The organism is Burkholderia pyrrocinia (genome assembly GCF_018417535.1).
GTDB classification, from domain to species: domain Bacteria; phylum Pseudomonadota; class Gammaproteobacteria; order Burkholderiales; family Burkholderiaceae; genus Burkholderia; species Burkholderia pyrrocinia_E.
In genome coordinates this window covers 3,186,780-3,213,305 of record NZ_CP070977.1, presented here as the reverse complement: position 1 = coordinate 3,213,305, position 26,526 = coordinate 3,186,780, and the positions used below count along the sequence as shown (strand labels likewise).

Annotated in this window: 24 protein-coding genes, 1 tRNA gene and 1 pseudogene; 9 read left to right on the top strand and 17 right to left on the bottom strand. The window is 67.2% G+C overall.

What is annotated here, in order from left to right; translation table 11 throughout:
* Nucleotides 1-45: 45 nt before the first annotated feature.
* The 8 genes from esaR to def form a co-directional block, all read right to left on the bottom strand.
* A complete protein-coding gene (esaR, locus tag JYG32_RS14880) occupies nt 46-747 on the bottom strand; it encodes a response regulator transcription factor EsaR (protein ID WP_174380688.1) in 702 nt (233 codons plus the stop codon).
* The gene (esaS, locus tag JYG32_RS14875; protein WP_174380687.1) at nt 748-3,162 is read right to left on the bottom strand and encodes a sensor histidine kinase EsaS; all 2,415 of its coding nucleotides are present in this window, start codon (nt 3,160-3,162) and stop codon (nt 748-750) included.
* On the bottom strand, nt 3,152-3,742 hold the full coding sequence (locus tag JYG32_RS14870; protein WP_213263950.1) for a DUF4390 domain-containing protein: 591 nt from the start codon (nt 3,740-3,742) through the stop codon (nt 3,152-3,154). The genes esaS and JYG32_RS14870 overlap by 11 nt, the downstream gene beginning before the upstream one ends.
* A complete protein-coding gene (rsmB, locus tag JYG32_RS14865; protein WP_213263949.1) occupies nt 3,739-5,130 on the bottom strand; it encodes a 16S rRNA (cytosine(967)-C(5))-methyltransferase RsmB in 1,392 nt (463 codons plus the stop codon). The genes JYG32_RS14870 and rsmB overlap by 4 nt, the downstream gene beginning before the upstream one ends.
* A gap of 218 nt (nt 5,131-5,348) precedes the next feature.
* On the bottom strand, nt 5,349-6,206 hold the full coding sequence (gene htpX / locus JYG32_RS14860) for a zinc metalloprotease HtpX (protein WP_174380684.1): 858 nt from the start codon (nt 6,204-6,206) through the stop codon (nt 5,349-5,351).
* 99 nt (nt 6,207-6,305) lie between these two features.
* A complete protein-coding gene (locus JYG32_RS14855) occupies nt 6,306-6,941 on the bottom strand; it encodes a LysE family translocator (RefSeq protein ID WP_213263948.1) in 636 nt (211 codons plus the stop codon).
* A gap of 120 nt (nt 6,942-7,061) precedes the next feature.
* On the bottom strand, nt 7,062-8,045 hold the full coding sequence (fmt, locus tag JYG32_RS14850; RefSeq protein ID WP_174380682.1) for a methionyl-tRNA formyltransferase: 984 nt from the start codon (nt 8,043-8,045) through the stop codon (nt 7,062-7,064).
* A gap of 34 nt (nt 8,046-8,079) precedes the next feature.
* On the bottom strand, nt 8,080-8,583 hold the full coding sequence (gene def / locus JYG32_RS14845; RefSeq protein ID WP_174380681.1) for a peptide deformylase: 504 nt from the start codon (nt 8,581-8,583) through the stop codon (nt 8,080-8,082).
* Between the two features lie 71 nt (nt 8,584-8,654).
* Here def and dprA point away from each other — a divergent pair, with 71 nt between their 5' ends.
* The 3 genes from dprA (at nt 8,655) to JYG32_RS14830 (ending at nt 13,311) form a co-directional block, all read left to right on the top strand.
* Nucleotides 8,655-10,091, top strand: coding sequence for a DNA-processing protein DprA (gene dprA, locus JYG32_RS14840; protein WP_213263947.1), 1,437 nt, complete (start codon nt 8,655-8,657; stop codon nt 10,089-10,091).
* A 36-nt stretch (nt 10,092-10,127) separates the two neighbouring features.
* Nucleotides 10,128-10,508 (top strand): thioredoxin family protein, encoded by a 381-nt coding sequence (locus JYG32_RS14835; protein ID WP_213263946.1) that lies wholly within the window; start codon nt 10,128-10,130, stop codon nt 10,506-10,508.
* 193 nt (nt 10,509-10,701) lie between these two features.
* Complete coding sequence (locus tag JYG32_RS14830) at nt 10,702-13,311, top strand: DNA topoisomerase III (protein WP_213263945.1); 2,610 nt, start codon at nt 10,702-10,704, stop codon at nt 13,309-13,311.
* A gap of 129 nt (nt 13,312-13,440) precedes the next feature.
* On the opposite strand, the gene JYG32_RS14825 is transcribed toward JYG32_RS14830, so the two are convergent.
* Entirely contained in the window at nt 13,441-14,490 is a 1,050-nt protein-coding gene (locus JYG32_RS14825; protein ID WP_213263944.1) for a LysR family transcriptional regulator, read from the bottom strand.
* Between the two features lie 426 nt (nt 14,491-14,916).
* Between JYG32_RS14825 and JYG32_RS14820 the strand changes: the two genes are divergently transcribed.
* On the top strand, nt 14,917-15,930 hold the full coding sequence (locus JYG32_RS14820; protein ID WP_027788844.1) for a D-2-hydroxyacid dehydrogenase family protein: 1,014 nt from the start codon (nt 14,917-14,919) through the stop codon (nt 15,928-15,930).
* A 34-nt stretch (nt 15,931-15,964) separates the two neighbouring features.
* Here JYG32_RS14820 and JYG32_RS14815 read toward each other — a convergent pair whose 3' ends face one another.
* Nucleotides 15,965-16,831 carry a patatin-like phospholipase family protein gene (locus JYG32_RS14815; RefSeq protein WP_213263943.1) on the bottom strand — a complete coding sequence of 289 codons (867 nt, stop codon included), beginning with the start codon at nt 16,829-16,831 and terminating at the stop codon, nt 15,965-15,967.
* A gap of 8 nt (nt 16,832-16,839) precedes the next feature.
* Nucleotides 16,840-17,244, bottom strand: coding sequence for a PaaI family thioesterase (locus tag JYG32_RS14810; protein WP_044847342.1), 405 nt, complete (start codon nt 17,242-17,244; stop codon nt 16,840-16,842).
* A gap of 190 nt (nt 17,245-17,434) precedes the next feature.
* Between JYG32_RS14810 and JYG32_RS14805 the strand changes: the two genes are divergently transcribed.
* A tRNA-Lys gene (locus tag JYG32_RS14805) sits at nt 17,435-17,510 on the top strand.
* A 184-nt stretch (nt 17,511-17,694) separates the two neighbouring features.
* Nucleotides 17,695-18,744, top strand: coding sequence for a DUF3592 domain-containing protein (locus tag JYG32_RS14800; protein ID WP_213263942.1), 1,050 nt, complete (start codon nt 17,695-17,697; stop codon nt 18,742-18,744).
* A 49-nt stretch (nt 18,745-18,793) separates the two neighbouring features.
* On the opposite strand, the gene JYG32_RS14795 is transcribed toward JYG32_RS14800, so the two are convergent.
* Complete coding sequence (locus tag JYG32_RS14795; RefSeq protein ID WP_213263941.1) at nt 18,794-19,408, bottom strand: CGNR zinc finger domain-containing protein; 615 nt, start codon at nt 19,406-19,408, stop codon at nt 18,794-18,796.
* A gap of 81 nt (nt 19,409-19,489) precedes the next feature.
* On the opposite strand from JYG32_RS14795, the gene JYG32_RS14790 reads away from it, so the two are divergent.
* Nucleotides 19,490-20,305: an alpha/beta fold hydrolase gene (locus JYG32_RS14790; RefSeq protein WP_213263940.1), complete on the top strand. Its 816-nt coding sequence runs from the start codon at nt 19,490-19,492 to the stop codon at nt 20,303-20,305.
* A 30-nt stretch (nt 20,306-20,335) separates the two neighbouring features.
* Here JYG32_RS14790 and JYG32_RS14785 read toward each other — a convergent pair whose 3' ends face one another.
* The 3 genes from JYG32_RS14785 to JYG32_RS14775 are packed head-to-tail and all read right to left on the bottom strand — an operon-like array spanning nt 20,336 to nt 22,568.
* A complete protein-coding gene (locus tag JYG32_RS14785; protein ID WP_174380672.1) occupies nt 20,336-21,094 on the bottom strand; it encodes an amino acid ABC transporter ATP-binding protein in 759 nt (252 codons plus the stop codon).
* Nucleotides 21,091-21,771 carry an amino acid ABC transporter permease gene (locus JYG32_RS14780; RefSeq protein ID WP_213263939.1) on the bottom strand — a complete coding sequence of 227 codons (681 nt, stop codon included), beginning with the start codon at nt 21,769-21,771 and terminating at the stop codon, nt 21,091-21,093. The genes JYG32_RS14785 and JYG32_RS14780 overlap by 4 nt, the downstream gene beginning before the upstream one ends.
* 14 nt (nt 21,772-21,785) lie before the next feature.
* Complete coding sequence (locus JYG32_RS14775) at nt 21,786-22,568, bottom strand: amino acid ABC transporter substrate-binding protein (RefSeq protein WP_213263938.1); 783 nt, start codon at nt 22,566-22,568, stop codon at nt 21,786-21,788.
* Between the two features lie 324 nt (nt 22,569-22,892).
* On the opposite strand from JYG32_RS14775, the gene JYG32_RS14770 reads away from it, so the two are divergent.
* Nucleotides 22,893-23,168: a hypothetical protein gene (locus tag JYG32_RS14770; RefSeq protein ID WP_213263937.1), complete on the top strand. Its 276-nt coding sequence runs from the start codon at nt 22,893-22,895 to the stop codon at nt 23,166-23,168.
* Nucleotides 23,169-23,259: 91 nt separating this feature from the next.
* On the opposite strand, the gene phnY is transcribed toward JYG32_RS14770, so the two are convergent.
* Together phnY and phnA are read right to left on the bottom strand one after the other, a co-directional pair.
* Nucleotides 23,260-24,714 carry a phosphonoacetaldehyde dehydrogenase gene (gene phnY / locus JYG32_RS14765; protein ID WP_174380668.1) on the bottom strand — a complete coding sequence of 485 codons (1,455 nt, stop codon included), beginning with the start codon at nt 24,712-24,714 and terminating at the stop codon, nt 23,260-23,262.
* A gap of 29 nt (nt 24,715-24,743) precedes the next feature.
* Complete coding sequence (gene phnA, locus JYG32_RS14760; RefSeq protein ID WP_213263936.1) at nt 24,744-25,982, bottom strand: phosphonoacetate hydrolase; 1,239 nt, start codon at nt 25,980-25,982, stop codon at nt 24,744-24,746.
* Nucleotides 25,983-26,189: 207 nt separating this feature from the next.
* On the opposite strand from phnA, the pseudogene JYG32_RS14755 reads away from it, so the two are divergent.
* A pseudogene (locus JYG32_RS14755) lies at nt 26,190-26,402 on the top strand (2-aminoethylphosphonate--pyruvate transaminase); the annotation flags it as partial.
* Nucleotides 26,403-26,526 lie beyond the last annotated feature (124 nt).

Below are 26,526 nucleotides of genomic sequence, written 5' to 3'. Positions count from 1 at the left end.
TATATCGAGCTTTTCACATCTGCTCAAGCGTTTTCGCAAAAAATCTTATATCGCGCCTTCGGACGGCTTCTTGCCGAGCTCGACGCCGAGCTGCTTGAGCTTGCGATACAGGTGCGTGCGCTCGAGGCCCGTCTTCTCCGCGACGCGCGTCATGCTGCCGTTCTCGCGCGCGAGGTGATATTCGAAGTACGCGCGCTCGAACGCATCGCGTGCTTCACGCAATGGGATGTCGAACGGGATCGCGGCCGTCTGCCCCGCGAGGCCGAGTGCCGCCGCCATGTCGTCGCCGAGCGTCGGCAGCGCCGCCGCGGACGCAACCGCCGCGGGCCCCGCGCCCTGCCCGGCGCCGGCCTTCGCCGCCGCGTTCGCGGACACCGGCGCCGCGCCGCGTGCGAGACCGTGCTCGACGGACTTCAGCAACTTCTGCAGCGCGATCGGCTTCTCGAGGAAATCGAGCGCGCCGATCTTCGTCGCCTCGACGGCCGTGTCGATCGTCGCGTGCCCGGACATCATGATCACGGGCATCGTCAGCAGCCCCTGCGCGGCCCATTCCTTGAGCAACGTGACGCCGTCGGTATCGGGCATCCAGATATCGAGCAGCACGAGATCGGGCGCCTGATTCAGCCGGTATTCCCGCGCGGCCTGCGCGTTCTCCGCTGCCTCGACGACATGTCCTTCATCGCTGAGGATCTCCGAGAGCAATTCCCGGATGCCCATTTCATCATCTACCACCAGGATGGTTGCCATTTACGCTGCCCTTGTCTGCTCACTTGCTTTTGTCTTAGCGGGGGTCGTCCCGCCCTGCGCGCCCGATTCGGCGCCCGGCGCATCGCTCGCCATCTGCAGGAACAGGATCGACACCTGCGCACCCTCGACGGTCTCGCCGTGCATGCGATTGCGCAGATCGATCCGCGCACCGTGCTCATCGACGATTTTCTTGACCGTGGCCAGCCCGAGCCCTGTGCCCTTCGCCTTCGTCGTCACGTAAGGCTCGAACGCGCGGGTCAGGATGCGTGCCGGAAAACCGGGCCCGTTGTCGGACACGGTAAGACGTACCGCGACGCGCGTTTTGCCCTCGGCGTCGGGATCGCCATATTCTACTGTCTTGGTTTCGATCAACACACGCGGATGTGCGGACTCCGCGACCGAATCCTGCGCATTCTGCAGCAGGTTGTGGATCACCTGGCGCAATTGCGTCGCGTCGCCGCGAATCACCGGCAGCGACGGCGCGAGCTCGGCGACGATCGGGCTCTTGCCTTCACCGACACCATACAGCCCGAGCACCTCGCTTGCCAGTTCGTTCAACTGCAGGTTCGCGAGCACCGCCGGCGGCGTGCGCGCGTATTCGCGGAAATCGTCGACCATCCGCTTCATCGCGGCCACCTGGTTGACGATCATCGTCGCGCCGCGCTTGAGCACATCCGCGTCGGACGGCGCGAGCTTGTCGGACAGCTTCATCTGCAGCCGCTCGGCCGACAGCTGGATCGGCGTCAGCGGATTCTTGATCTCGTGCGCGAGCCGCCGCGCGACCTCGCCCCACGCGACCGAACGCTGCGCGGAAATCACGTCGGAAATATCGTCGAACACGACGACGTAACCGGACGTCTGCGGATCGTCGGCCTGCCCCTCGACCGTCGACACGAGGCGCGCGCCGCGCACGAGCAGCGTCAGCGGTTCGGTTTCGCCCGGCATCTCGATCGCGAACTGCTGCTGCCAGTGGCCGCGATCGCCGCTGCCGCCGTCGGACGCCGCCTCGCGATCGGCGAATGCCTTGCGCACCATTGCACCGAACCCCGCGGCAACGCCGATCCGGTCGAGCGTCGTGCCGATCAGCGCGTTGAACGGCTGCCGGAAGATCCGCTCGGCGCCGCGGTTGGCCGTCGTCAGCCGGAACTGGCGGTCGAGCACGAACACGCCTGCGGTCAGGTTCGCGAGGATGCTCTCGAGATACGTCTTCGAATGCTCGAGCGCGATGCGGTTCTTCTCGACCGCGAGCCGCGCCTCGGACAACTGGCGCGTCATCGCGTTGAACGACTGCGTGAGGAAGCCGAGCTCGTCGCGCGTCTTGATCTCGCGCTTCGGCGTGTAGTCGCCTTCCGTGATCTCCTTGGTGCCCTGCGCGAGCAGGAACAGCGGCCGCGCGAGCTGTTGGCCGAGCGCGAGCGCGAGCATCATCGCGATGAAGGTCGCGAGGAACAGCGCGAGCGTCAGCGTGCCGATGTACATCTTGCGCAGCCCCGTGCGGCCGAGCGACTTTTCCTGGTACTCGCGATACGCGCGCTGCACGGCGTCGGCGTTGTGCGCGAGCGTGGGCGGCACCGGTTGCGTGAGCTGCAGGAAGCGTTCGGCCGGCTGCAACAGCGATGTCGTCGCATCGGGAATCGGCCGCACGACACGCAACCGCAGCGCGCCTTTCGCGCCGTGCGCGCGCGGGTCGCCGTCGACTTCGCCCTCGATCGCCGCGTACGCGCCGTGTTCGCGCGCCTGGCTCAGCATCAGCGACGTCGGCAGGTCGTCCGGAATCAACGCCGCAAAATTGCCCGACGCCTGCGCGACGATATGCAGGTCGGGCGCCGCGCCCGAACCGCCGCGGCTCGGCTCGACGATCGTCGCGTCCTGCACGCCGAACTGGTCGCGCAGCCGCAGCAGCGTAAGCGTCGTGCCGTTCGTGTTCGCGTCGACGCTCGCGAGCTGATCGGACATCAGCCGCGCCTTCGTCTGCAGATCGGACAGCGACGCATCGAGCATCCCGCGGCCGAGGTTCAGGCCGGCCGTCAGCGCCGTCTCGACGTTCACGTCGAACCACGACTCGATGCTGCGCGACACGAACTGGTACGACACGATGTAGATGATCCCGCCGGGCACCACGCCGACGAGCGCGAAGAACACCGCGAGCTTCGCGAGCAGCCGCGTGCCGAACTTGCCCTTGCGCAGGCGCACGACGATCATCCCGATCAGCCCGAGCACCACGAGCAGGAACACGAGCGCGACGACGATGTTCGTCGCGTACAGCCACGAGTAGTAGCGATCGAAGAATTCGGTGTTGGCGCTCGCGGCCGCGAGCAGCACGAGCAGCAGCAGCGCGGTGAGCGCGACGGTCGAGACGATCACGCGAACGAGGAGGCTCTTCCCGCTGGCCGCGCGGCGCACTTTATTTAGCACGTTCGGTCACCGTGAAGTTGAAGCGCTTCCAGTCCGACCCGAGCGTCCAGTCGCGGTTGTTCACGGCGTCGACCTGGAACGGCTTCGGCATCAGCGCCGTATCGAGCTGCATCCGCACCGACGCCATGTAGGTTTCGCCCGTGCGCACCTGGTTGCGGTCGATCACGTGCCACGACGTGATGTGCCGGACCACCGCGAGCGCGTCCTTCAGCGACGGGAAACCGAGTTGCAGGCCGCCCGTCGACACGCGGTACTCGCGCGTGAGCGGCTGGAACGACAGGCGGATCGTCTGTGACACCGATACCGGCTGTTCGTCAAGCCAGTACCAGCGCGCGCGGCTCAACTCGAAATCCGTCGTGAAATACACCGGAATGCCTTTGTTAACGGCATCCTCGAGGTTCGGATTCAGCTCGAAATCGAAGCGGGCGTCGAGGCTCCAGCCGCTTCCGTCGGCCTGGAGCGACGCACGCTGCACGGCGATCGACTGGGCATGCGCCGGCCGGACGACGGCCAGGCACAGCGTCAACGCGACCATCAGGACGGCCGCGAGCCGAAGTGGAAAAAGGTGTTTGATCGTCACCGTTTCTGAAACCGCGCGTAGAAAAATCCGTCGTGATCGGTGTTCTGGTCGAGTGCGCCGGCGGCAGCCCCTCCCTGCACTCCGTCCGGCAGCAGTTGGCCGGGGGCGTCCAATCGTACCGCATCTTCACAAGCCGCTTCAAACCAGCGGGCCTGCAACTCGCCTTCTTCGGGAAAGATCGAACAGGTCACGTAAAGCAGTTCGCCGCCCGGCTTCACGAGCGGCCACAGCGCCGACAGGATGCGGCGCTGCTCCGCGACGAGCGCCGGGATGTCGGCCTCGCGGCGCAGCCAGCGAATGTCGGGGTGCCGCCGCACGATGCCGGAGGCCGAGCACGGCACATCGGCCAGGATACGGTCGAACGGGCGCCCGTCGTACCACGCATCGGGCGCACCTGCATCGCCGACGCGCACGTCCGCTTCCAGCGACAGGCGCACGAGGTTCTCGCCGATGCGTGCCGCGCGCGTCGCGTCGCTTTCGAGCGCAACGACTTCCGCATCGGCCAGTTCGAGAATATGGCCGGTCTTGCCGCCGGGCGCCGCACATGCGTCGAGCACGCGCATGCCGTCGCGCGCGCCGAGCCATTCTGCCGCGAGCTGCGCGCCGGCATCCTGCACCGACACCACGCCGTCGGCGAATCCCGGAATGCGCTCGACCGGCAGCGCCGATGCGAGCCGCACCGCATGCCGGCCGATTGCGGTCGCTTCGATCCCGCTCGTGCGCAACGTGTCGAGATACGCGTCGACGCTTGCGCGGCGCGCATTCACGCGCAGCGTCAGCGGCCCCTGGCGCTCGCCGGCCGCGAGGATCGCCTGCCATGCATCGGGCCATGCGCGCTTCACCGCATCGACCCACCATGCGCGGTAATTCCAGCGCGCGACGGCGTCGTCCTGCATCGCCGCGACGAGCGCATCGCGCTCGCGCAGGAAACGACGCAGCACCGCGTTGACCATGCCCTTCGCGAACGCGTATTCGCGCCGCGCGCCGATCACGGTGACGGCCTGGTCGACCACCGTGAACGCCGGATACGCGGCATCTTCCGCCGGGTCGAGCAGCAGCGCGAATGCGCCCGCGAGTACCGCGTGCACGTGCGCGGGCGGCGCCTTGCCGACGAACCGGCCGATCAGCCAGTCCGCACTGCCGAGGCGACGCATCGTCCGGTACGCAACGTCCTGCGTCGCGCCGCGCGCGAGCGCCTGCGCACCGGACGCCATCTGCCCGAATACCGCCGAGAGTGCTGCCGGCAGCGCGGTGCCGCGCCGTACCGCATCGACCGCCTGCGCGGCCGCGTCGAGTGCGAAGCCGAGCGACTCGGGCGCCAGGTGCAGTGCGGACAGGCGCGCCGGGCGGCCGGAAGAAGACGGAGCGGAAGAACGGGTTCGTGTCATCGGAGCGGAATCAGCAAACAGGCGCTGCAAACAAATGCGGCAAACGACGGGATCGCGGCCGCGTAGCAGGCGCGATCCCAAACCGCGCATTGTAGCGTGCGACCATGCGGCCCCTTTGGCCCCTTTACCGCGCGCACAAATGAAACACCCCGCAGCGCGACGCGTGCGGGGTGGCGGGGCGGACGCCACGCGGCAACGGCCGCGCGGTGCGCCGGGACTTAATCGAAGCGGCCGGTACGCGCCATCTCCATCAGGCGTGCGATGCGCTCCTCGGTGGCCGGGTGCGTCGAGAACAGGTTCTTCAGGCCACCGCCGTGGAGCGGGTTCATGATCATCATCTGCGCGGTGGCCGGATGCGCTTCGGCCGCCTGGAACGGGATGCCGGCCGCATAGCGATGGATCTTGTCGAGCGCGGTCGCGAGCGACTGCGGATCGCCGGAAATCTGCGCGCCGCCGCGGTCGGCCTCGAACTCGCGTGCCCGCGAAATCGCCATCTGGATCAGCGCACCGGCGATCGGCGCGAGCAGCGCGACCGCAATACCCGCGATCGGGTTGGCCGGCCGGCCGTTCTCGTCGCGCCCGCCGAAGAACATCGCGAAGTTCGCAATCGCCGAGATCGCGCCCGCCATCGTCGCGGTGATCGTCGAGATCAGGATGTCGCGGTGCTTCACGTGCGCGAGTTCGTGCGCCATCACGCCGCGCATCTCGCGCTCCGACAGCACGCGCAGGATGCCTGTCGTCGCCGCGACCGCCGCGTGCTCGGGGTTGCGGCCCGTCGCGAACGCGTTCGGCGCATCCTCGTTGATCAGGTAGACGCGCGGCATCGGCAGGTTCGCGCGCGTGGCCAGCTCGCGCACCATCCGGTAGAACTGCGGCGCCGTGTTCTCGTCCACTTCCTGCGCGTTGTACATGCGCAGCACCATCTTGTCGGAGAACCAGTACGAGAAGAAATTCATGCCGAGCGCGAACAGCAACGCGATCGTCATGCCGCGCGAACCGCCGATCATCCCGCCGATCACGATGAACAGGGCCGTGATCGCGGCCATCAGCATCGCCGTTTTGACCCAATTGAACATACCCACTCCTTATCCGTCAGGGGACCCGCCGCGCATCACAGGCACGGCGGAAAATTGTAAGCGATTTGTTAGATAAGGTCTTGCCGGAAAAATTCAATCTCAGCGTTGCGATGTTGCAAGACGAAGGCCGAGGCCGACGAAAGCGCTGCCGACCGTGCGGTCGAGCCACTTCCTGACGCCCGGCTTGCCGGAAAAGCGCTGCGTGACGCTGCCCGCGACCCATGCGACCAGGCTGGTCCAGACCGTGCTCATCGCAACGAACACCGCGCCGAGGGTCAGGAACGCCAATGCCTTGTGCTGGCTGTCGACCGACACGAACTGCGGGAAGAACGACACGAAGAACAGCACGACCTTCGGGTTCAGCACGTTGGTCCAGAAGCCCTGCGTGAACAGCTGGCGCAGCGGCTTCGCGGCCTGCGCGGCCGCGGCGCCCGACGGCGCGGCCGCCTGCTTCGCGACGATCATCCGCACGCCGAGGTAGATCAGGTACGCGGCGCCGGCCAGCTTGATCACCGTGAACGCGGCAGCCGACGCCGCGAGCAGCGCCGTGAGGCCGAATGCGCACGCCAGCGCGTGAACGCAACAGCCGGCCGAAATGCCGAGCGCCGACATCAGCCCCGCGCCGCGGCCCTGCGCGACGCTGCGGCCGACGATGTAGGCCGTGTCGGGGCCGGGCGTGACGTTCAGCAAGAAAACTGCCAGCACGAAGAAGCCGAAATGGGTGATGCCAAACATGAAAACCTCGAAACCGGAGAGCGCAGGGAAATTCTACGCGCGCCTGCCGCGCTGCGCGATTCGGCCGTCCGGCCGATTGCGCAGGGCCGGCAGGCCGTGTCGAATGGCGGTCAGGCCACCTTACGCAACGTCGGTCAGCGCGAAACGCTGGCCCGCGGCGAGCGGCGAGCCGGCCAGGAATTCGCGCGCGGGCAGCCGCTTGCCGCCCGGCTTCTGCAACTGCGTGACGCGCAGCGCGCCGCTACCGCATGCGACGACCACGCCTTCCGGCGCGGCTTCGACGATCGTGCCGGGCGCCGCGTCGCCGCGCGCCGCCACGGGCTCGGCCGCCCACAGCTTGATTGCCGCGCCGTCGAGCGTCGCGACGCCGCCGGGGAACGGATCGAACGCACGCACCTGGCGCGCGAGCACGTCGGCCGGCTTGCGCCAGTCGAGCGCCGCTTCGTGCTTGCCAATCTTTTCCGCATAGGTCACGCCGTCGGCCGGCTGCGGCGTCGCCGGCAGCGTGCCGTCGCGCTCGAGCCGCACGAGCGCGTCGACGATCAGCCGCGCGCCGTCGGCGGCCAGCCGGTCGTGCAGCGTCGCGGTCGTATCGTCGGGCGCGATCGCGATGCGCGCCTCCTCGATCATCGCGCCGGTGTCGAGGCCGACGTCCATCTGCATCAGCGTGACGCCCGTCTCGGCGTCGCCGGCCTCGATCGCGCGGTGGATCGGCGCGGCGCCGCGCCAGCGCGGCAGCAGCGACGCATGGATGTTGATGCAGCCGTCGCGCGGAATGTCGAGCACCTCCTGCGGCAGCAGCAGGCCGTACGCGGCGACCACCATCACGTCGTGCGGGGTCGCGCGCAGCAGCTCGATCGCGTCGGCCGCCTCCGCGGGGTACTTGCCCGCGCGGCGCAGCGACGGCGGCTGCGCGACGGGCATGCCATGCTCGACGGCGTAGCGCTTCACGGCGCTCGCCTGCAGTTTCATCCCGCGCCCGGCCGGGCGATCGGGCTGGGTGAGCACGAGCGGCACCGGGAAACCGGCCTCGTGGATCGCGGCGAGGGCAGCCGCGGCAAATTCCGGCGTACCGGCAAAAATCACGCGCAACGTATGGGTCATGACAGCGTTCGGGGTCGGGCAGGGCGAACGCGCGTCACATCGCGCGTTCGAGTTTCTTCATCTTCGTCTTGATGCGCGTCTGCTTGAGCGGCGACAGGTATTCGACGAACACGCGCCCCATCAGGTGATCCATCTCGTGCTGGACGCACACGGCGAGCAGGCCCTCGCAGTCGAGCTCGAAGCTCTCGCCCTGTTCGTTGAGCGCGCGCACGCGCACGTGGTCTGGGCGCTCGACTTCGTCGTAGATGCCGGGCACCGACAGGCAGCCCTCTTCATAGATCTGCTTCGCGTCGCTCGACCACACGATCTCGGGGTTGATGAACGCGCGCAGCTCGTTCTTTTCCTCGGAAATGTCGATCACGATCACGCGCTCGTGCACGTCGACCTGCGTGGCCGCCAGGCCGATGCCGGGCGCCGCGTACATGGTCTCGGCCATGTCGGCGACGAGCTTGCGGATCCGGTCGTCGACCTTGTCGACCGGCTTGGCGACCTTGTGCAGCCGCTTGTCGGGGTAGTGAAGAATGTTGAGCAAAGCCATGGCGTTCGGTATTCGGTAGAGCGGGGTGCGGCATCGGCCATCCGGCCGGCTGGCGCCGCCGCCGCGATGCAATGAAGATGAGGCGGATGCGCGGCGAATCAATGCCGCGGATCGCGCCTCCTGCAATTGGCCGGGCGCCTGCACGCGCGGCCCTGTCGAGTATTTCGGATGATGAAAATTTTATCATGGCGTCACGCGGTCCGCTGGCCGCCGCGTTCGAGGGCAGCCTCATGTCGCCGCAAGCGCTGACCACCTCCGCATTGCGCGCGTGGCTGCAGCTCGCGCATGCGCCTGGCCTCGCGCCCACCGTACTGCAGGCGCTGCTCGACGCGTTCGGCTCGCCGGCGGCGCTGCTGCGCGCGCCCGACCAGGCCATTGCCGCGGCAGCAGGCCCGGCCGCCGCGCTGGCCGTGCGCGCGAGCGAACGCGACGATCTCGACGCACGCACCGATGCCGCGCTCGCGTGGCTCGATGCGCCGGGTAATGCGCTCGTCACGCTCAACGATCCGGCCTACCCGCCGCGGCTGCGCGACCTGCACGACCCGCCGCCGCTGCTATATGTAAAGGGCCGGCTCGACCTGTTGCACGCACGCGGCCTCGCCGTGGTCGGCAGCCGCCACGCGACTCCGCAGGGGCTCGCCGACGCGACGCGCTTCGCACGCGAGCTGTCCGACGCGGGGCTTCCGATCATCTCGGGCCTCGCGCTCGGAATCGACGGCGCCGCGCATCGCGGCGGGCTCGACGGCCGGTCGGGCACGATCGCGGTGATCGCGACAGGCGGCGATCTCGTCTATCCGGCGCGGCACCGCACGCTCGCCCACGAGATCGCCGCGCACGGCGCGATCCTGTCGGAATGGCCGCTCGGCACGCCGGCCCGCGCCGCACATTTCCCGCAGCGCAACCGGCTGATCGCGGCGCTGGCGATCGGCGCGCTCGTCGTCGAGGCCGCCCCGCGCTCCGGTTCGCTGATCACCGCACGGCTCGCGAACGAACTGGGGCGCGATGTGTTCGCGATGCCGGGCTCGATCCACGCACCGCTCGCGCAAGGCTGCCACGCGCTGATCCGCGACGGCGCGAAGCTTACGGCGGCGCCGCTCGATGTTCTCGAGGAATACGGGCTGGGCGAACCGACGGCACGCGCGGCATGCTCCGGAAATTCGGGCGCGAACGCCGGCAGCATCGGCGGAATCCAAGCCGCCGGCGAGCGCGCCGTCGCCGGCATCACGCGAACCGATCCCGCCGTTCCAGCCGCCGCGCCCGCCCGGGTCGAAGCGCCGCCGCCACCCCGCACCCTGCCCGAGCAGGCCGTGCTCGCCGCACTGGGATACGGCCCCGTCACATACGAATGGCTCGCCGAACACAGCGGCCTGTCCGACGACGTACTGCACCGCGCGCTGCTCGCGCTCGAACTGGCCGGTCGCGTTGCAAGCCTCCCCGGCGGACGCTTCGCGCGGCTTGACGCCGCGCCCACCCCGCCCGCGCGCGGCGTGCTACATTTCCCCGAATAGGGGCGGCCGTGCCGCCGACGCTACCCAAGGAAATCCATGCCCGCGCTGAATCTCGACACCGATGCGGATCGGATCGCCGAGCGGCTCGCCGATCCCGGCGCGTTGCTCGTCGCCTGCCTGTGCGCCGAGTGGTGCGGCACGTGCCGCGACTACCGAAAGGCCTTCGACCAGCTCGCCGACGCGCATCCGGACGCCTGCTTCGCCTGGATCGACATCGAAACGCATGCCGACCGGCTCGACGATCTCGACGTCGAGAACTTCCCGACGATCCTGATCGAGGATGCCAACGCCGCCCGCTTCTTCGGCACGGTCCTGCCGCACGCGGCGATCGTCGAACGGATGCTGTCCGACCTGAGCGCGGTACCCGGTGCGCCGCACGCACCGAAATTGCGCAACGTCCTGAACGTCGAAGCCTGAATTCGCGTGCCGACCCGGCGGTTTTTCGCACGTTTGCGCGCCCTGTCGCGCCGGGCGCTTGCCGCCGTTGCGCCCCCCCTCTATGATGGGCCGCTTTTTACACGCCGAGCCGCCGTCGCTTCGGCGTGTGCTATAAAGCGGTCGTAAAAGGGACCCACAACCGGCGAACCCGGTCCACCAACACACACCTGTCATGTCCAAAGCACTGATCATTGCGGAAAAGCCTTCTGTCGCGAACGACATCGCACGCGCTTTGGGCGGCTTTACCAAGCATGACGAGTATTACGAGAGCGACGAATTCGTCCTTTCGTCCGCTGTCGGCCACTTGCTGGAAATCGCCGCCCCGGAAGAGTACGAGGTCAAGCGCGGGAAATGGAGCTTCGCGCATCTGCCCGTCATCCCCCCGCATTTCGACCTGAACCCGATCGCAAAAAGCGAGTCGCGCCTCAAGGTGCTCACGAAGCTGATGAAGCGCAAGGACGTCGAGCGCCTGATCAACGCATGTGACGCGGGGCGCGAGGGCGAGCTGATTTTCCGCCTGATCGCGCAGCACGCGAAAGCGAAGCAGCCGGTCCAGCGCCTGTGGCTGCAGTCGATGACCCCGCAGGCGATCCGCGACGGCTTCGCGAACCTGCGCAGCGACACCGACATGCAGCCGCTCGCCGACGCCGCACGCTGCCGCTCGGAAGCCGACTGGCTCGTCGGGATCAACGGCACCCGCGCGATGACCGCGTTCAACAGCAAGGGCGGCGGCTTCTTCCTGACGACAGTCGGCCGCGTTCAGACGCCAACGCTGTCGATCGTCGTCGAACGCGAAGAGAAGATCCGCCGCTTCATCCCGCGCGACTATTGGGAAGTGCGGGCCGAATTCGCCTGCGCGGGGGGTTTCTACGAAGGCAGGTGGTACGACCCGAAATTCAAGCGCGACGAATTCGATCCGGAGAAACGCGACTCCCGCCTGTGGAGCCTGCCTGCCGCCGAAACGATCGTCGCCGCATGCCGCGACCAGGTCGGCACGGTTTCCGAGGAATCGAAGCCGTCGACGCAACTGTCGCCGCTGCTGTTCGACCTGACGAGCCTGCAGCGCGAGGCGAACGGCCGCTTCGGCTTCTCCGCGAAGAACACGCTCGGCCTCGCGCAGGCGCTGTATGAAAAGCACAAGGTGCTGACCTACCCGCGTACCGACGCGCGCGCGCTGCCGGAAGACTATCTTTCGACGGTCGAGTCCACGCTCGAGATGCTCAAGGAGAGCAACAACTACCTGCCGCATGCGAAGCAGGTGCTCGACAAGGGCTGGGTGAAGCCGAACAAGCGGATCTTCGACAACTCGAAGATCAGCGACCACTTTGCAATCATCCCGACGCTGCAGGCGCCGAAGTCGCTGTCCGAGCCGGAGCAGAAGCTGTACGACCTGGTCGTGAAGCGCTTCCTCGCCGTGTTCTTCCCGGCGGCCGAATTCCGCGTCACGACGCGGATCACCGAAGTCGCCGGCCATCACTTCAAGACCGAAGGCAAGGTGCTCGTCGAGCCGGGCTGGCTGCAGGTCTACGGCCGCGACGCCGAAGGCGCGGACGCGAACCTCGTGCCGGTGCAGAAGAACGAGAAGGTGAAGACGGACGAAATCGCCGCCGTCGCGCTCGTGACGAAGCCGCCCGCACGCTACTCGGAAGCGACGCTGCTGTCGGCGATGGAAGGCGCGGGCAAGCTCGTCGAGGACGATGAGTTGCGCGAGGCGATGGCCGCGAAGGGTCTCGGCACGCCGGCCACGCGCGCGGCGATCATCGAAGGCCTGCTCGGCGAGAAATACCTGTTGCGCGAAGGCCGCGAGCTGATCCCGACCGCGAAGGCATTCCAGTTGATGACGCTGCTGCGCGGGCTCGGCGTGAAGGAACTGACCGCCCCGGAACTCACCGGCGAGTGGGAATACAAGCTGTCGCAGATGGAGCGCGGCAACCTCGGGCGCGACGCGTTCATGCAGGAAATCGCCCGCATGACGCAGCAGATCGTCAAGCGCGCGAAGGAATACGACTCCGACACGATCCCCGGCGACTACGCGACGCTCGAGACGCCGTGCCCGAACTGCGGCGGCCAGGTGAAGGAAAACTACCGCCGCTTCGCGTGCACGAAGTGCGAGTTCTCGATCTCGAAAATCCCGGGCAGCCGGCAGTTCGAGATCCCGGAAGTCGAGGAACTGCTGCAGAAGAAGGAAATCGGTCCGCTGTCCGGGTTCCGCAGCAAGATGGGCCGCCCGTTCTCGGCGATCCTCAAGCTGTCGTTCGACGACGAGACGAAGAACTACAAGCTCGAGTTCGATTTCGGCCAGGACCAGGGCGGCGAGGAAGGCGAAGCACCCGACTTCTCCGCGCAGGAGCCGGTCGGCGCATGCCCGAAGTGCCAGGGCCGCGTGTTCGAGCACGGGATGAGCTACGTGTGCGAGCACTCGGTTGCGAACCCGAAGACCTGCGACTTCCGCTCGGGCAAGGTGATCCTGCAGCAGGAAATCACGCGCGAGCAGATGGGCAAGCTGCTCGCCGACGGCCGCACGGATCTGCTGCCGAACTTCAAGTCGTCGCGCACGGGCCGCAATTTCAAGGCGTTCCTCGTGAAGCAGCCGGACGGCAAGATCGGCTTCGAGTTCGAGAAGAAGGAACCGAAGGCCGCCGCCGCGAAGAAGACGGCAAAATCGGCGACGAAGGATGCCGAAACCGTGACGGAAGGCGCCGCAGAGAAACCGGCACCGGCCCGCAAGACCGCTGCCAAGACCGCCGCTCGCAAAACGACGGTGCGCAAGACGGGCTCGTAACGACCGGGCCGCCGGGGCCTTCCCCGGCGCATCGGGCTCCGCCAGGCAGCCATAAAAAAACGCGGATCGATCGCTCGATCCGCGTTTTTTCTTTGTGCCGGCGGCAACCGCCGCCCGGCCGGCGCGCCGTTACAGCGGCGACGGCACCGCGACACGCGTGCGCGACGAACGCGGCAGGCGCGGCGACAGGTTCGGGTCGGCCACTTCGGGCTGCTCCGCACGCGTCTCGACGCCGATCGGCGCGAGCGGCGCACCCTGCGCGGCCCACTGCTCGCCGATCGTCGCATCGGTCGAGCGACTGAAATACTCGACGAGGTGGTCGATGAACGTGCGCACCTTCGCGGGCAGATGGCGCCGGCTCGGGTAAGCGATGTTGATCTCGACCTGCGGCAGCCGGAAATCCGGCAGCAGCCGCACGAGCGCGCCGCGCGCGATGTCGCTGCCGATCAGGTAGCTCGGCAGGATCGCGACGCCCATCCCGAGCAGCGCAAACTGGCGCAGCATCGCGGTGTTGTTCGCGACGATCACGTTGGTCGGGCGCACGCGCACTTCGCCGTCCGGCCCCGTGAACACGCGCTCGTCGCCCCAGTATTCGGCCGGCAGGCTCAGGCTCGGGTGCGCGACAAGCTGCTCCGGATGGGTCGGCACGCCATGCTTCTCCAGGTAGCTCGGCGTTGCGCACACGGTCATGCAGCCCGTGGTCAGGCGCCGCGTGACGATGCTCGCGCTGCGCATCTGGCGCGTGACGACGATGCCGACGTCGAAGCCTTCCTCGACGAGATCGACCTGCCGGTCGACCAGCGTGAGATCCGGCACCACTTTCGGGAAATTCTCCGTGTACGACTGCAGCACGGGCGCGAGGTTGTGCAGGCCGAACACGACCGGCGCGACGATGCGCAGCGTGCCGACCGGCTCGTGATTGCGAGCGACGACCATCTGCTCGACGTCCTCGAGCTCATCGAGGATCTGGCGAGCACGTTCCAGATAGACCTGACCCGACTCCGTCAGGGAAAGGCTGCGTGTGGTGCGATTCAGCAAACGCGTGCCGAGCCGGCCTTCCAGGTCGGCGACGTGACGCGTCGCGACCGCGTTGGAGATATCCATTGCGCTCGCGGCCCGCGCGAAACTGCCGAGATCTGCAACCTTGACGAACACGCGCATCGACTGCAAATGATCCATAAACGACTCCTGCCGCTGTTACAACTTCAAAAAGATGAAGCAAATGCGTAATTCTCCTACGACAGCGGAAATGATGCAGAGTTGCTCAACAAGGCGCCGGTTGACGATAAAAATAGTCAAAAATCCTCGCCTTCTGCGGATAGTTGATCCAACTATTCTGATTGGAGCAACAATTGGGTGAACCTCGTCGAGTAAGCGGCCGAATCAGGAAGGACGTATTTGGTGCGACACAACAGCGCACCCTTGCGCACCGCATACAAGCGGTTCCGGGTAAGGCTGCCGCCAATTGCGGCGGAGCGTAACAACCTGTTAAAAAGACACCAGGAAGGCGGCCGACGTAGCATCATGTCGGCCCCGGCCGGGCGGGACGGGTGCGCGACGTGCGCCGCCGCCACTGCCGCTTTCAACGCGCGACACCCGTTCACCATGAAAATTGCCATCCTCGACGACTACCAGGACGCCGTCCGCAAGCTGAACTGCTTCGAGATGCTTGCCGGCCACGACGTGAAGGTCTTCAACAATACGGTGCGCGGCCTGGGACAGCTCGCCAGCCGCCTGGCGGAAGTCGAGGCGCTCGTGCTGATTCGTGAACGGACCCCGATTTCGTCGCAACTGCTCGCCAAGCTGCCGAACCTGCGCATGATCAGCCAGACCGGCCGCGTCTCAAGCCACATCGATCTCGAAGCGTGTACCGACCGTGGCATCGCGGTGCTCGAAGGCACCGGTTCGCCGGTCGCGCCCGCCGAGCTGACCTGGGCGCTCGTGATGGCCGCCCAGCGCCGCATTCCGCAATACGTCGCGAACCTGAAGCAGGGCGCCTGGCAGCAGTCGGGCCTGAAGACGTCGGCAATGCCGCCGAACTTCGGCCTCGGCCAGGTGCTGCGCGGCCAGACGCTCGGCATCTGGGGCTACGGCAAGATCGGCCGGCTCGTCGCCGGCTACGGCAAGGCGTTCGGGATGAACGTGCTGATCTGGGGCCGCGAGCACTCGCTCGAAGCCGCGCGCGCCGACGGCTACACGGCCGCCGAGAGCCGCGAGGCGCTGTTCGAGCAGAGCGACGTGCTGTCGCTGCACCTGCGCATGCACGACGACACGCGCGGGATCGTCAAGCAGGAAGACCTGATGCGGATGAAGCCGACGTCGCTGCTCGTCAACACGAGCCGCGCGGAGCTGCTCGAGGAAAACGCGCTCGTCAACGCGCTGTCGCACAACCGTCCGGGAATGGTCGCGATCGACGTGTTCGAGAGCGAGCCGATCCTGCAGGGCTACAGCCTGCTGCGGATGGAAAACGTGATCTGCACGCCGCACATCGGCTATGTCGAGCGCGAAAGCTACGAGCTCTATTTCAGCGCGGCGTTCAGGAACATCCTCGCGTTCGACGACGGCGACATGTCGAGCGTCGCCAATCCGGAAGCGCTGACGCCGATCCGCAAGCGCTGATCGCACGGGCGGGCCGCTGCTCCACTCCCCGCCATCAGGCGGCCACGCGGCCGCCTGTCATCGCATCGACGCGCGTGAGGAAGTGCTCGCCGTCGCGCCGCCCGAGGTCGTACGCATGCCGCATCTGCGACGGGCTCGTGTAATCCCAGCTTGAAATCGGCACCTTGCTCGACGGCTGTACGTACAGCCGCCGCTGGTCGCCGTGCGCGACCGTGAACATCTGCGGGCGCGGGTACAGCCGCGTGACGAGCACCAGCACGTCGCCCGGCGACGGGTCGAGCGCGTCGACCGGCACGTTGTCGACCATCCCGCCATCGAGCACGGGCCGGCCGCCGCGGCGCAGCACCGGCGTGAACGGCGGCGTGCAGGAAGACTGCAGGATCAGGTCGGCGAGTTCGTCGACCTGCGTGCAGGCCTGCGCGCGCACGAATTCGGGCCGAAAGCCGAGCGTGCGCCCGAGTGTCGGGTGCAGCGTCTTGCGCACGTATTTCTCGATGTTGTACGCGACCAGGCCGGCAGCGACCGCGCTGCGCGCGCCAAGCCAGCGCGGCACGTGCGACACGCCGATGCGGATCTCCGGCGCCGCGGCGAGCTTCGCGAACGGCTCGCCGTAGATGTCGATCAACGCCTGACGGTAGATGCGGTAATGCGGAAACACGGGCTCACGCCCGAACAGGTTGCCCCAGTACGCGTTCTTCCGGTTGTGGCGCAGCGCCTCTTCGTAATAGCGCATCACCCACGCGGCGTCGCGCGTATACAGCATGCACGCGGTCGCCGCGCCGGCCGAGATGCCGGTGATCACGCGCGGGTGCAGGCCGAGGGCCGGCTGCGCGACGTCCCAGAAGCCGGCCTGCCACCAGCAGCGATTGCCGCCGCCCGCAAAGACGATCTGGTCGAACATCGCGCCGCTCAACTGACGAGTGCGTAGGTCGACGTCGCGTGAACGGCCATCTTGCCGTCCTCGTCGAACAGTTCGACTTCGCCGAACACGAGGTTGCGGCCCATCCGCAGCACGCGCGCGGTGACGAGCACGTCGCCCTTGCGCACGGGGCGCATGAAGTTCGTGTTCAGCGACACGGTCGTCATCGGCCGGAACTCGCCGAGCGCGGCCGAGATCGCGACCACCATCGCGGTGTCGGCGGCCGCCGTGAACACCTGGCCGCAGATCACGCCGCCCGAATGGCGGAATTCGCCGGAAAACGGCAAGCGCATCGTGACGCTGTCGTCGCCGATCGACACGGGGACCAGACCGAGCGAGCGGACCCACGGGGCCAGCAGGCGATCCAGCAATTCGCGGACTGCGTTTTCGTCCATCTTCGAATGTCCAGAAAGCGTTGCGCGACCGCCGCGCAACGCGTGTGGCGTCATCATACCGGGAGCGCGCAAACTGCGACCGCTCGTGACCGCGGCGACGGCTGCAGTTGGTGTGACGAAATATTTTCAGGAAATTCGCACAAAGGGCTTGCCATGCCCCTTAAACGCGTGCATAATCTTTTTTCTGTTGGGGGCGTTAGCTCAGTTGGTAGAGCAGCGGACTCTTAATCCGTAGGTCGAGTGTTCGAGTCACTCACGCCCCACCAGGAATTCAAAAGGCCGGTCAGCGCAAGCTGACCGGCCTTTTTCATTTCCGTCGCCCGCTCGTGGCGCGCGCCTCTCTCGATACGCATCCGCACGCCCCTTGCGCACCGTTTCCGCTAGAATCGTCCGACAAATATCACACGACCGGCGCGGGTACTGTCGTTTGCCTGCCGGCACTGAGAGAACATGGGACGTCAGACATGGAAGCATGTGAACGAGACGCGACCATTCAGAGGGCATGGTTGCGCCGATATCGGCCTGTCCGTCGGGACACGCCGTCCACCCGATCGCACCCGGATCCGTCGCGCGGCGCACGAGCCGGATCCGGTCATGCCGGGTAAGGACGCGCTCGCCGCGCTGGCGCTCGGCGTCGTGCTGCTCGTGCTGGCAGGCGTGCTTGCCGTCACGACCGGCCGCGCGACCGGCCACCTAGTCCACGCGCCGGGCACGGTCGTGCGCATCGTCCAGGACAGCGACGCGATGCGCGCATACCGGCCGATCGTCGCCTACCTCACGAACGACGGCCAGCGCCGCGAAATTGCCGGCAATACCGCCTCGACCGTCCCCGCGTACGACATCGGCGAGAACGTCGACGTCTTGCTCGACCCGGCTCATCCCGACCGCCCCGCACTGATCGACGATTTCGCGCAGCGCTGGTTTCCGGCCGCGGTGCCGGCGCTGCTCGCCATCGCATCATTTGCGATCGGCGGCCTGCTGATCGCCGGCGAGCGCCGCCGCCGGCAATCCGGCCCGCCGCCGGCCCGCGCCGCAAGCAAGCAGGCGCGGCGCCGCTGGGATATCGCGATCGTGCTGATTCCGATCGCGATCGGCACGGGCTTCCTCGCCGGCGCCGGCGCGACCGGCCTGCGTCAGTGGCAGATCGTCCGCCACTACGCGCACTCGACCGGCCACGTCGTCGAGATCGCGAAAAACGCGCGCTCGTCCCGGGCGCGCATGTCGCTGTATTCGGCGATCGTCGCGTTCACGACCGACAGCGGGCGCCAGATCACGTTCGCCCAGGGATCGGCGTCGTCGCATCCGGGCCTGCGCGAAGGCGAAGCAGTCAACGTGCTGTACGATCCCGTCACACCCGAGCGCGCGCTCGTCGACCGCTTCTGGGATCGCTGGGGCCTTACGGCCATCCTGTTCGCGATCGGCGCGCCGTTCCTCGCAGCCGGGCTGTTCGTCGCCGCGACGCTGTGGCCGGACCATCGGCCGCACGAAGCCGCTCAATGACGATCGCGCGCCGGCCGCGCGCGGCGCGGCAACCGTAACGGCGCGCGCCTCACCGTTCCCTGAACGCTTCCACCTTCGCGCGATTCCCGCACGTGCGCATGTCGCACCAGCGCCGCCCGATGCCGCGCCCCCGATCGACGAAGAACCACGTACACCGGCCGCACTGCCGCACGCGCGCGAAATCGTCGCTGCGCAGCAGATGCTCGAAGCCGAGCGCGGCCGCATCGATCCAGCGCGACGCGGCGCGCGCATCGGGCCGCCACGCGAAACGGCCGTCGACCGCATCGAACGCGCTGCGCCCGATCGCTTCGCGGATCGCGTCGGCGAGCCGGTCCGCCGCGCGCGCACCGGCGCTGCCGCCGCCTCCGGCTGTCAGGTGCACGATCGCAACGTATGCATCCTCGCGAAAGCGATGTAGCGCCGCCAGTTCGTCCGGGCCGTCCTGCCGCGCATGACGCAGAAGCCGCGCCAGATCGGCCGGCGCCAGCAATCCCGCTTTCTCGGCCCACGCACGCACGGCCGGCCAGTCGACGAGCTTGTCCTCGTCGCGCGTCTTGCCCGTGTCGGCCACCGTGTTGAGGAAGTCGAGCGACGGATGTCCGCCGACGAAATCGGCTGCACCCCATTCGGGCGCGCGTCGCGCAGGCTCGTGTCGAGTAACCATTTATATTCACCTATCGGTTTCACATCCGGGCAATCCGGAGTAACCTGTTAACAACCAAAACAGGTTAGCACGGAGAAGCCGATGCTCGATCTCGCCAACCGCTTCATTTTTGAAGGTCACCGGATTGCATGGGGCACGCTCGGTGAAGGCCCGCCGCTCGTGCTCGTGCATGGCACGCCGTTTTCGTCGCAGGTGTGGCGCCGGATCGCGCCGTGGCTCGCGCGGCGTCATCGCGTGTACTTCTACGACCTGCTCGGCTACGGCCAGTCCGACATGCCGGACGCGGATGTGTCGCTCGGCCGGCAGAACGTGCTGTTCGGCGCGATGCTGGATGAGTGGAAGATCTCGCGCCCGCGCGTGCTCGCACATGATTACGGCGGTGCGACCGTGCTGCGCGCGCACTTCCTCGACGGCATCGCGTATGCGGACCTCACGCTCGTGAACCCGGTCGCGACCGCACCGCAGGGATCGCCGTTCGTGCGCCATGTCGCACAGCACGAAGCCGCGTTCACCGGGTTGCCGGCGTATGCGCATCACGCGCTCGTGTCGGCCTATATCGGCAATGCGGTCGCGCGGCCGCTGAGCGACGACGCGCTGTCGATCTACCGCGCGCCGTGGCTCACGCACGCCGGCCAATCCGCGTTCTATCGCCAGATCGCGCAGATGCGCCAGCGCTACATCGAGGAAGCCGAGGCCCGCTATGCGCCGCCGGATTTCCCGGTGCGCATCGTGTGGGGCGAGGACGATGCGTGGATTCCGCTCGAACAGGGGCAAGCGCTTGCCGATCGCATCGCGAACGGCAAGCTGATCCGGGTGCCGCGCGCGGGCCACCTGGTCCAGGAAGATGCACCGGAAGCGATCGTCGCCGCGGTGCTGGACGGGCACGGACGGGCCTGATGCGCCGCCGGAATCGCGTCAGCCAGGCAATCAGGCAGCCAGCACGCGTTGCGTGAGCGTCGAGATGAACTTCGCGGTGCGCGGGTCGCGCGGCCGGCCGAACAGGTCGTGCGATGCTGCGGCCTCGACGACGCGCCCTTCCGCGAGAAACACCGCGTCGTGCGCGATCGACGCCGCCAGGCGCAGGTCGTGCGTGGCCATCAGCATCGTCGTGCCTTCGCGCGCGAGCTGGCGCAGCACCTCGACCACTTCGACGGACAGCTCGGGATCGAGCGCCGACGTCGGCTCGTCGCACAACAGCACCTGCGGCGACGGCGCGAGCGCCCGCGCGATGGCGACGCGCTGCTGCTGGCCGCCCGACAGCGTCGCGGGCCATGCGTCGGCCTTGTCCGCGATGCCGACCTTGTCGAGCAGCGCCAGCGCCCGGTCGCGCGCCCGCTCGCGCGGCCAGCGCTGCACGGTCACGAGCCCTTCCATCACGTTCTGCACGACGCTCAGGTGCGGAAACAACTGAAAATTCTGGAACACCATGCCGGTCTGCCGGCGCACCGCAAACACCGCGTCGCGCGACGGCCGGCGCCCCGCCGCGAAGTCAATGTGCGCATCGCCCACCGTGAGCGCGCCCGCCTCGGGCACTTCGAGCAGGTTCACGCAGCGCAGCAGCGTGCTCTTGCCGCTGCCGGACGGCCCGATCAGCGCGGTCACGCTACCCGGCTGCAATGCGAGGTCGATCGCGCTCAGCACACGATGCGCGCCGAACGACTTGTCGATGCGTTCGAGACGAATCATCGCAACTCCACCTGGAACAGCGCGTGACGGCCGAAACGGGTTTCGAGGCGACGCTGCAGCGTGGAGAGCACCGAGCTGAACAACAGGTAGATCAGCGCGGCTTCGGTATAGAGAATCAGCGGCTCGTAGGTCACCGCCGCGATGCGCTGCGCGGCCTGGAAGATCTCGGGCACGGTCAGCACGGCCGCGAGCGACGTGTCCTTCACGAGCGAAATGAACGAGTTCGACAGCGCGGGCAGCGCGACGCGCGCGGCCTGCGGCAGGATCGCGCGGCGCAGCGCCTGCGCGCGCGTCATCGCCATCGAGTACGCGGCTTCCCACTGCCCCTTCGGGATCGATTCGATCGCCCCGCGGATCACCTCGGCGTTGTACGCGCCGACATTCAGCGAAAAACCGATCACGGCGGCCGTCAGCGGATCGAGCACGATACCGACGCTCGGCAGTCCGTAGAAAATCACGAACAGTTGCACGAGCAACGGCGAGCCGCGGAACAGCCAGATATAGAAGCGAATGACGGCCTGCGCCCAGCGCGGCCCGAACAGGCGCACGAGCGCCGCGCCGAACGCGAGCAGCAGGCCGATCGCGAACGACGCGAGCGTGAGCGGAACCGTGAACACCAGCCCCGCGACCAGCAGGGGCCGCAGCGATTCCGCCATCAGGTGCAGCCAGGCCGGCATCGTTCAGCCCCGCGTTACGGCTGCGACACGTCGCGGCCGAAATACTTCTGCGAGATCTTCGCGTAGGTGCCGTCCGACTTGATGTCCGCGAGCGCCTTGTCGATCGCGGCCACCAGTTCGGGGCTGCCCTTGCGCAGCAGCACGCCCGATGCGTCGCCGGCGCCGGTCGTGTCGGTCGCCGCGATCTTCAGTTTCGCGTCGGGCTTGTGCTTGCGGAAATCGAGGTACGACAGCGAATCGTTGATCGTCGCGTCGACGCGCCCGGAGCTCAGCAGGTCGATCGATTCGTTGAAGCCCTGCACGGGCACCACGTCCGCGCCGTGGGCCACCGCGAGCTTGCCGAAATTGCTCGTCAGCGTGTTCGCGGATTTCTTGCCCTTCAGGTCGTCGAACGAGCGGATCGTCGTGTTGTCCGTGCGCACGATCAGCACTGCGTGCGACGTGATGTACGGCGACGAGAAAGCGTATTTCGCCTTGCGCGCGTCGGTGATCGACACTTCGTTGACGACCGCATCGTAGCGGTTCACGTCGAGGCCCGCGATCAGCCCGTCCCATTTGCCTTCGACGAACTGCGGCTTCACGCCGAGGCGCTGCGCGATCGCGGTGGCAATATCGACATCGAAGCCCGTCAGCTTGCCCGTCTCGTCGTGGTAAGTGAACGGCGCGTACGTGCCTTCGGTGCCGACCCGGAACACGCCGGACGACTTGATCTGCGCGAGAGCGTCGGCCGCCAGCGCGCTCGTGGCGGCTGTGGCCTGCAGCAATGCGACGACCAGAATGGAGCGAAGGAATTTCATGATGCGGACCCCGAGCGATGGAAGGAAGTGAACCCGCCGGCCCGAGCGGCCGCGCGAGAGGTCCGCGAATTCTACCGACGCGCCGATGCCCGGCAAAAACGCAAATCCGCTAACGATATGAGCGCGTCGAATAACGCGCCGGTCAGCCACGCATTCCGCAGACGAAATCCGTCGCGATGTAGCGCGGCGATCGTCCGACGATTCGTTACCGGCGGTTACAGAAGCGACACCGCGGTATCACCCATTCGGCATGCGCTACGTACCATGAAGACAGGTGAACCTATTGCTCGCGGGCCTTGCCCCCACGAACGGAGTGAACGGCAAATGAAACGCATCCTGTTGTCCTGTGCCCTCGGCATCGCGGCCGCCTGCGTGTCGGCCAGCGCGTTCGCGCACGCCGACATCGGCGTGTACTTCGGCGTGCCGGGGCCGGTGATCGAGGCGCCGCCGCCTGTCTACTACGCGCCGCCGCCCGTCGTGTATGAGCCGGCGCCCGTCTATTACGGCCCGTACTACGGCGAATATCGCTACCGCCGCTACCGGCACGACAACGGCTGGCATCGCGGCTGGCGACATCACCGCGACGACGAAGACGATTGACCGTCGCCCGGCGGCCGTCGCGGCCGCCTCCCGCCCCGGGGGACATTCCGCGCGCCGGCCTTCGCGCCGGCGCGTCCGCATCGCACGCCGCTTACCACGGCAGCGAATACGTCTTCGTATTCGTGAAGCTCTTCATCGCTTCCTGCACACCTTCCTTGTAGCCGAGCCCCGAATCCTTCACGCCGCCGAACGGCGTCAGTTCGAGTCGATAGCCCGGCACTTCGCGCACGTTCACGCTGCCGACTTCCAGCTCGGTGATGAAACGCGTGATGTTGTCGAAGCGGTTCGTGCAGACCGACGACGACAGCGCATAGTCGGTGCTGTTCGACATCCGGATCGCTTCGTCGATGTCGCTAAAGCGCATGATCGGCGACACGGGGCCGAAGGTTTCATGCTTCACGAGCGGCATGTCGGGCGTCACGCAATCGACGACCGTCGGCGAATACAGCGCGCCGTCGCGCACGTTGCCGACCAGCAGCCGCGCACCGCGCGCGATCGCGTCGTTCACCTGCTGCTCGCAAAACTTCGCGGCCGCTTCGTCGATCACGGTGCCCATGTCGACCGACGGATCGGCCGGATTCCCGTACGACCACGCACGCGACTTCTCGACCACCAGTTCCGTGAAGCGATCGGCCACCGACTCGTGCACGAGCATCCGCTTGATCGCCGTGCAGCGCTGCCCCGAGTTCTTGTAAGAGCCCGACACCGCGAGCGTGCTCGCTTCGTCTAGATCGGCGTCTTCCATCACGATGATCGGATCGTTGCCGCCGAGTTCGAGCACCGCGCGCCGGTAGCCCATCCGCGCCGCGATCGACTTGCCGATCGATACGCCGCCGGTGAACGTGATGAGGTCGATCGCCGGGTTCGTGATCAGTTCGTCCGCGATCTCCGCCGGGTCGCCGGTGAGCACCTGCAGCATCTGCGGCGGCAAGCCGGCTTCGTACAGGATGTCGGCGAACAGGTAGCACGACAGCGGCACCTTCTCCGAAGGCTTCACGACGATCCGGTTGTTGGTCGCGACCGACGGCACGATCTTGTGCGCGACCTGGTTCATCGGGTGGTTGAACGGCGTGATCGCCGAGATCACGCCCAGCAGCGGATCGCGCTGCGTGTACACGCGGCGCTTCTTGCCGTGCGGCGTCAGATCGCACGAGAAGATCTGACCGTCGTCCTTCAGCACTTCCCCGGCGCCGAACGTCAGCACGTCGGCGACGCGGCCCGCTTCGTACGTCGAATCCTTGATGCACAACCCGGCCTCGGCCGTGATCAGCGCCGCGATCTCGGCGGTGCGCGAGCGCACGATGTCGGCCGCGCGGCGCAGGATCGCCGCACGATCGTGACGCGTGAGCGTCGGCCGGTACGCACGCGCGACCGCGAAGGCGCGCCGCACGTCGTCCAGCGTCGCCTTCGGCACGGTGCCGACCAGCGAGCCGTCGTACGGGTTGCGCACGTCGATCACCGCGTCCCGATGAATCCGTTCGCCATCGATTCGCAGTGCTTCGCGACGAATCTCGCGGACAGCCGTCGATGCTGCAATGGCGTTCATGAATGTGTCCCCTTGCGGATGCGTGCGCATCACTGCAGATGGTTGAGCGCGATGTCGATGATGTCGAAGTTGCGCAGCCGCGGGCGGCCCGCGACGCCGGTGGCGACGGGCTTGCTGAAGATCAGTGGCACGATCTGCTCGGAAATCCCGCCGTGCGAGCGCAGCGGCACGTCGAGCCCCGACAGGTCGTGCTTGATGCGGCGCGTGCCGAGCACGACGTCCTGCTTCGAAATCACGATCAGGTCGCCCATCCGCGCAGGCGGCAGCTCGAAGCGCGCGCAGCCCTCCGCGCCCGTCAGCACGACCTCGATGCCGTCGACCGCGGCGAGCCGCGCGCGCAGCGCGTCGGCATCGACCGACGCCGGCACGTAGACGGTCGCGAACGAACCGAGCGCGCCGTGGTGCACGACGTACGGATCGGTGATCGGCAGGATCACGCGCGCCGCGTCGTGGCCGAGCCACTCGTCGAACAGCTCCTGCAGGTAGATCACGTTCGGCTCGCCGGTCTCGTCGTCGTGCTTCGCGTTCATCCCGTGGTCGGCCGTGATCGCGACGATCGCGCCGAGCGCGTCGAGGCGCTGCAGGTACGTGTCCATCATGGCGTAGAACGCATTCGCGCCGGGCGTGCCGGGTGCGCACTTGTGCTGCACGTAGTCGGTCGTCGACAGGTACATCAGGTCGATCGGCCGCGTCTCGAGCAGGCGCACGCCGGCCGCGAACACGAATTCCGACAGATCCGCGCTGTACACGCTCGGCACCGGCTTGCCGACCAGCGCCAGCACGTTGTCGATGCCGTTCTCCTCGATGCTCGCCTCGTCGGCCTTTTCCGACGAGAAGCAGATGCCCTTCAGCCCCTTGCCGAGCAGGCGGCGCAGCTTGTCCTTCGCGGTGACGACCGCGACGCGCGCGCCCTGTTCCGCGAAGGTCGCGAGCACCGTGGGCGCGACCAGGTACTTCGGATCGTTCATCAGCACCTCGGCGCCGGTGTCGCGATCGTAGAAGTAGTTGCCGCTTATCCCGTGGATCGACGGCGGCACGCCGGTAACGATCGACAGGTTGTTCGGGTTCGTGAAGCTCGGCACCACGCATTCGCCCTTGAGCGCCGTGCCGGGCTTCAGCAGCGTGCGCAGGAACGGCGCGACGCCGGCCTCGGCCGCCATTTCCAGATATTCGTACGCGCAGCCATCGACGCAGACCACCACCACGGGCCGGCTCATCCAGTTGTAGCGGCGGCCGTTCACTTCCACGGATACCGGCGTTTCAGTCATGACGTTCATTCCTTTCAGGTCGAAGGCGTTGAGCCGTCGGCGCCCGCGCCGCGCCGAAGGAGGTGTTTTCCATGCTTGACATTAAAATTGATGATTTGTAGATTGTCAACAACATACAGAGAACAGAAAGCAAAACGATGTGACAGAAAGAGGGCGGGGCTCCACTCATCCGCCGCGTGCCGCGGCGCCACAGTCAAGGAGTCTGTAGATGAACCGAGCTACGACTTCAGGCGGTTTTATCAGGAGGTCAAAAAGCGCGGCTACATTCTGTCTCCGGGCAAGCTGACCGAAGTCGAGACGTTTCGGGTCGGCTGCATCGGCCACCTCGGCGAAACCGGCATTCCGGGCGCCGTCGCCGCGATCGCCGACACGCTGCGGGCGATGGGCAGGCGCCGCGTGTCGGCCGAAGCGGCAGCCTGACGCAATGTGATGTGATGCCCCCATGTGATGCCCCCGGCTGCGTGCCCATGCGCGCGCGGCCAACCCCGCCGTGTGTCGCCACGCGGCGGCCAGGTTTTCCGGCCGTGCACGGCACGGCCCCCGA

Coding starts and splice junctions, on each gene's coding strand:
- esaR (WP_174380688.1), bottom strand. CDS start 747: ATGGCAACCATCCTGGTGGTAGATGATGAAATGGGCATCCGGGAATTG.
- rsmB (WP_213263949.1), bottom strand. CDS start 5,130: ATGACACGAACCCGTTCTTCCGCTCCGTCTTCTTCCGGCCGCCCGGCG.
- htpX (WP_174380684.1), bottom strand. CDS start 6,206: ATGTTCAATTGGGTCAAAACGGCGATGCTGATGGCCGCGATCACGGCC.
- JYG32_RS14855 (WP_213263948.1), bottom strand. CDS start 6,941: ATGTTTGGCATCACCCATTTCGGCTTCTTCGTGCTGGCAGTTTTCTTG.
- fmt (WP_174380682.1), bottom strand. CDS start 8,045: ATGACCCATACGTTGCGCGTGATTTTTGCCGGTACGCCGGAATTTGCC.
- def (WP_174380681.1), bottom strand. CDS start 8,583: ATGGCTTTGCTCAACATTCTTCACTACCCCGACAAGCGGCTGCACAAG.
- dprA (WP_213263947.1), top strand. CDS start 8,655: ATGAAGATGAGGCGGATGCGCGGCGAATCAATGCCGCGGATCGCGCCT.
- JYG32_RS14835 (WP_213263946.1), top strand. CDS start 10,128: ATGCCCGCGCTGAATCTCGACACCGATGCGGATCGGATCGCCGAGCGG.
- JYG32_RS14830 (WP_213263945.1), top strand. CDS start 10,702: ATGTCCAAAGCACTGATCATTGCGGAAAAGCCTTCTGTCGCGAACGAC.
- JYG32_RS14825 (WP_213263944.1), bottom strand. CDS start 14,490: ATGGATCATTTGCAGTCGATGCGCGTGTTCGTCAAGGTTGCAGATCTC.
- JYG32_RS14820 (WP_027788844.1), top strand. CDS start 14,917: ATGAAAATTGCCATCCTCGACGACTACCAGGACGCCGTCCGCAAGCTG.
- JYG32_RS14815 (WP_213263943.1), bottom strand. CDS start 16,831: ATGTTCGACCAGATCGTCTTTGCGGGCGGCGGCAATCGCTGCTGGTGG.
- JYG32_RS14810 (WP_044847342.1), bottom strand. CDS start 17,244: ATGGACGAAAACGCAGTCCGCGAATTGCTGGATCGCCTGCTGGCCCCG.
- JYG32_RS14800 (WP_213263942.1), top strand. CDS start 17,695: ATGGGACGTCAGACATGGAAGCATGTGAACGAGACGCGACCATTCAGA.
- JYG32_RS14795 (WP_213263941.1), bottom strand. CDS start 19,408: ATGGTTACTCGACACGAGCCTGCGCGACGCGCGCCCGAATGGGGTGCA.
- JYG32_RS14790 (WP_213263940.1), top strand. CDS start 19,490: ATGCTCGATCTCGCCAACCGCTTCATTTTTGAAGGTCACCGGATTGCA.
- JYG32_RS14785 (WP_174380672.1), bottom strand. CDS start 21,094: ATGATTCGTCTCGAACGCATCGACAAGTCGTTCGGCGCGCATCGTGTG.
- JYG32_RS14780 (WP_213263939.1), bottom strand. CDS start 21,771: ATGCCGGCCTGGCTGCACCTGATGGCGGAATCGCTGCGGCCCCTGCTG.
- JYG32_RS14775 (WP_213263938.1), bottom strand. CDS start 22,568: ATGAAATTCCTTCGCTCCATTCTGGTCGTCGCATTGCTGCAGGCCACA.
- JYG32_RS14770 (WP_213263937.1), top strand. CDS start 22,893: ATGAAACGCATCCTGTTGTCCTGTGCCCTCGGCATCGCGGCCGCCTGC.
- phnY (WP_174380668.1), bottom strand. CDS start 24,714: ATGAACGCCATTGCAGCATCGACGGCTGTCCGCGAGATTCGTCGCGAA.
- phnA (WP_213263936.1), bottom strand. CDS start 25,982: ATGACTGAAACGCCGGTATCCGTGGAAGTGAACGGCCGCCGCTACAAC.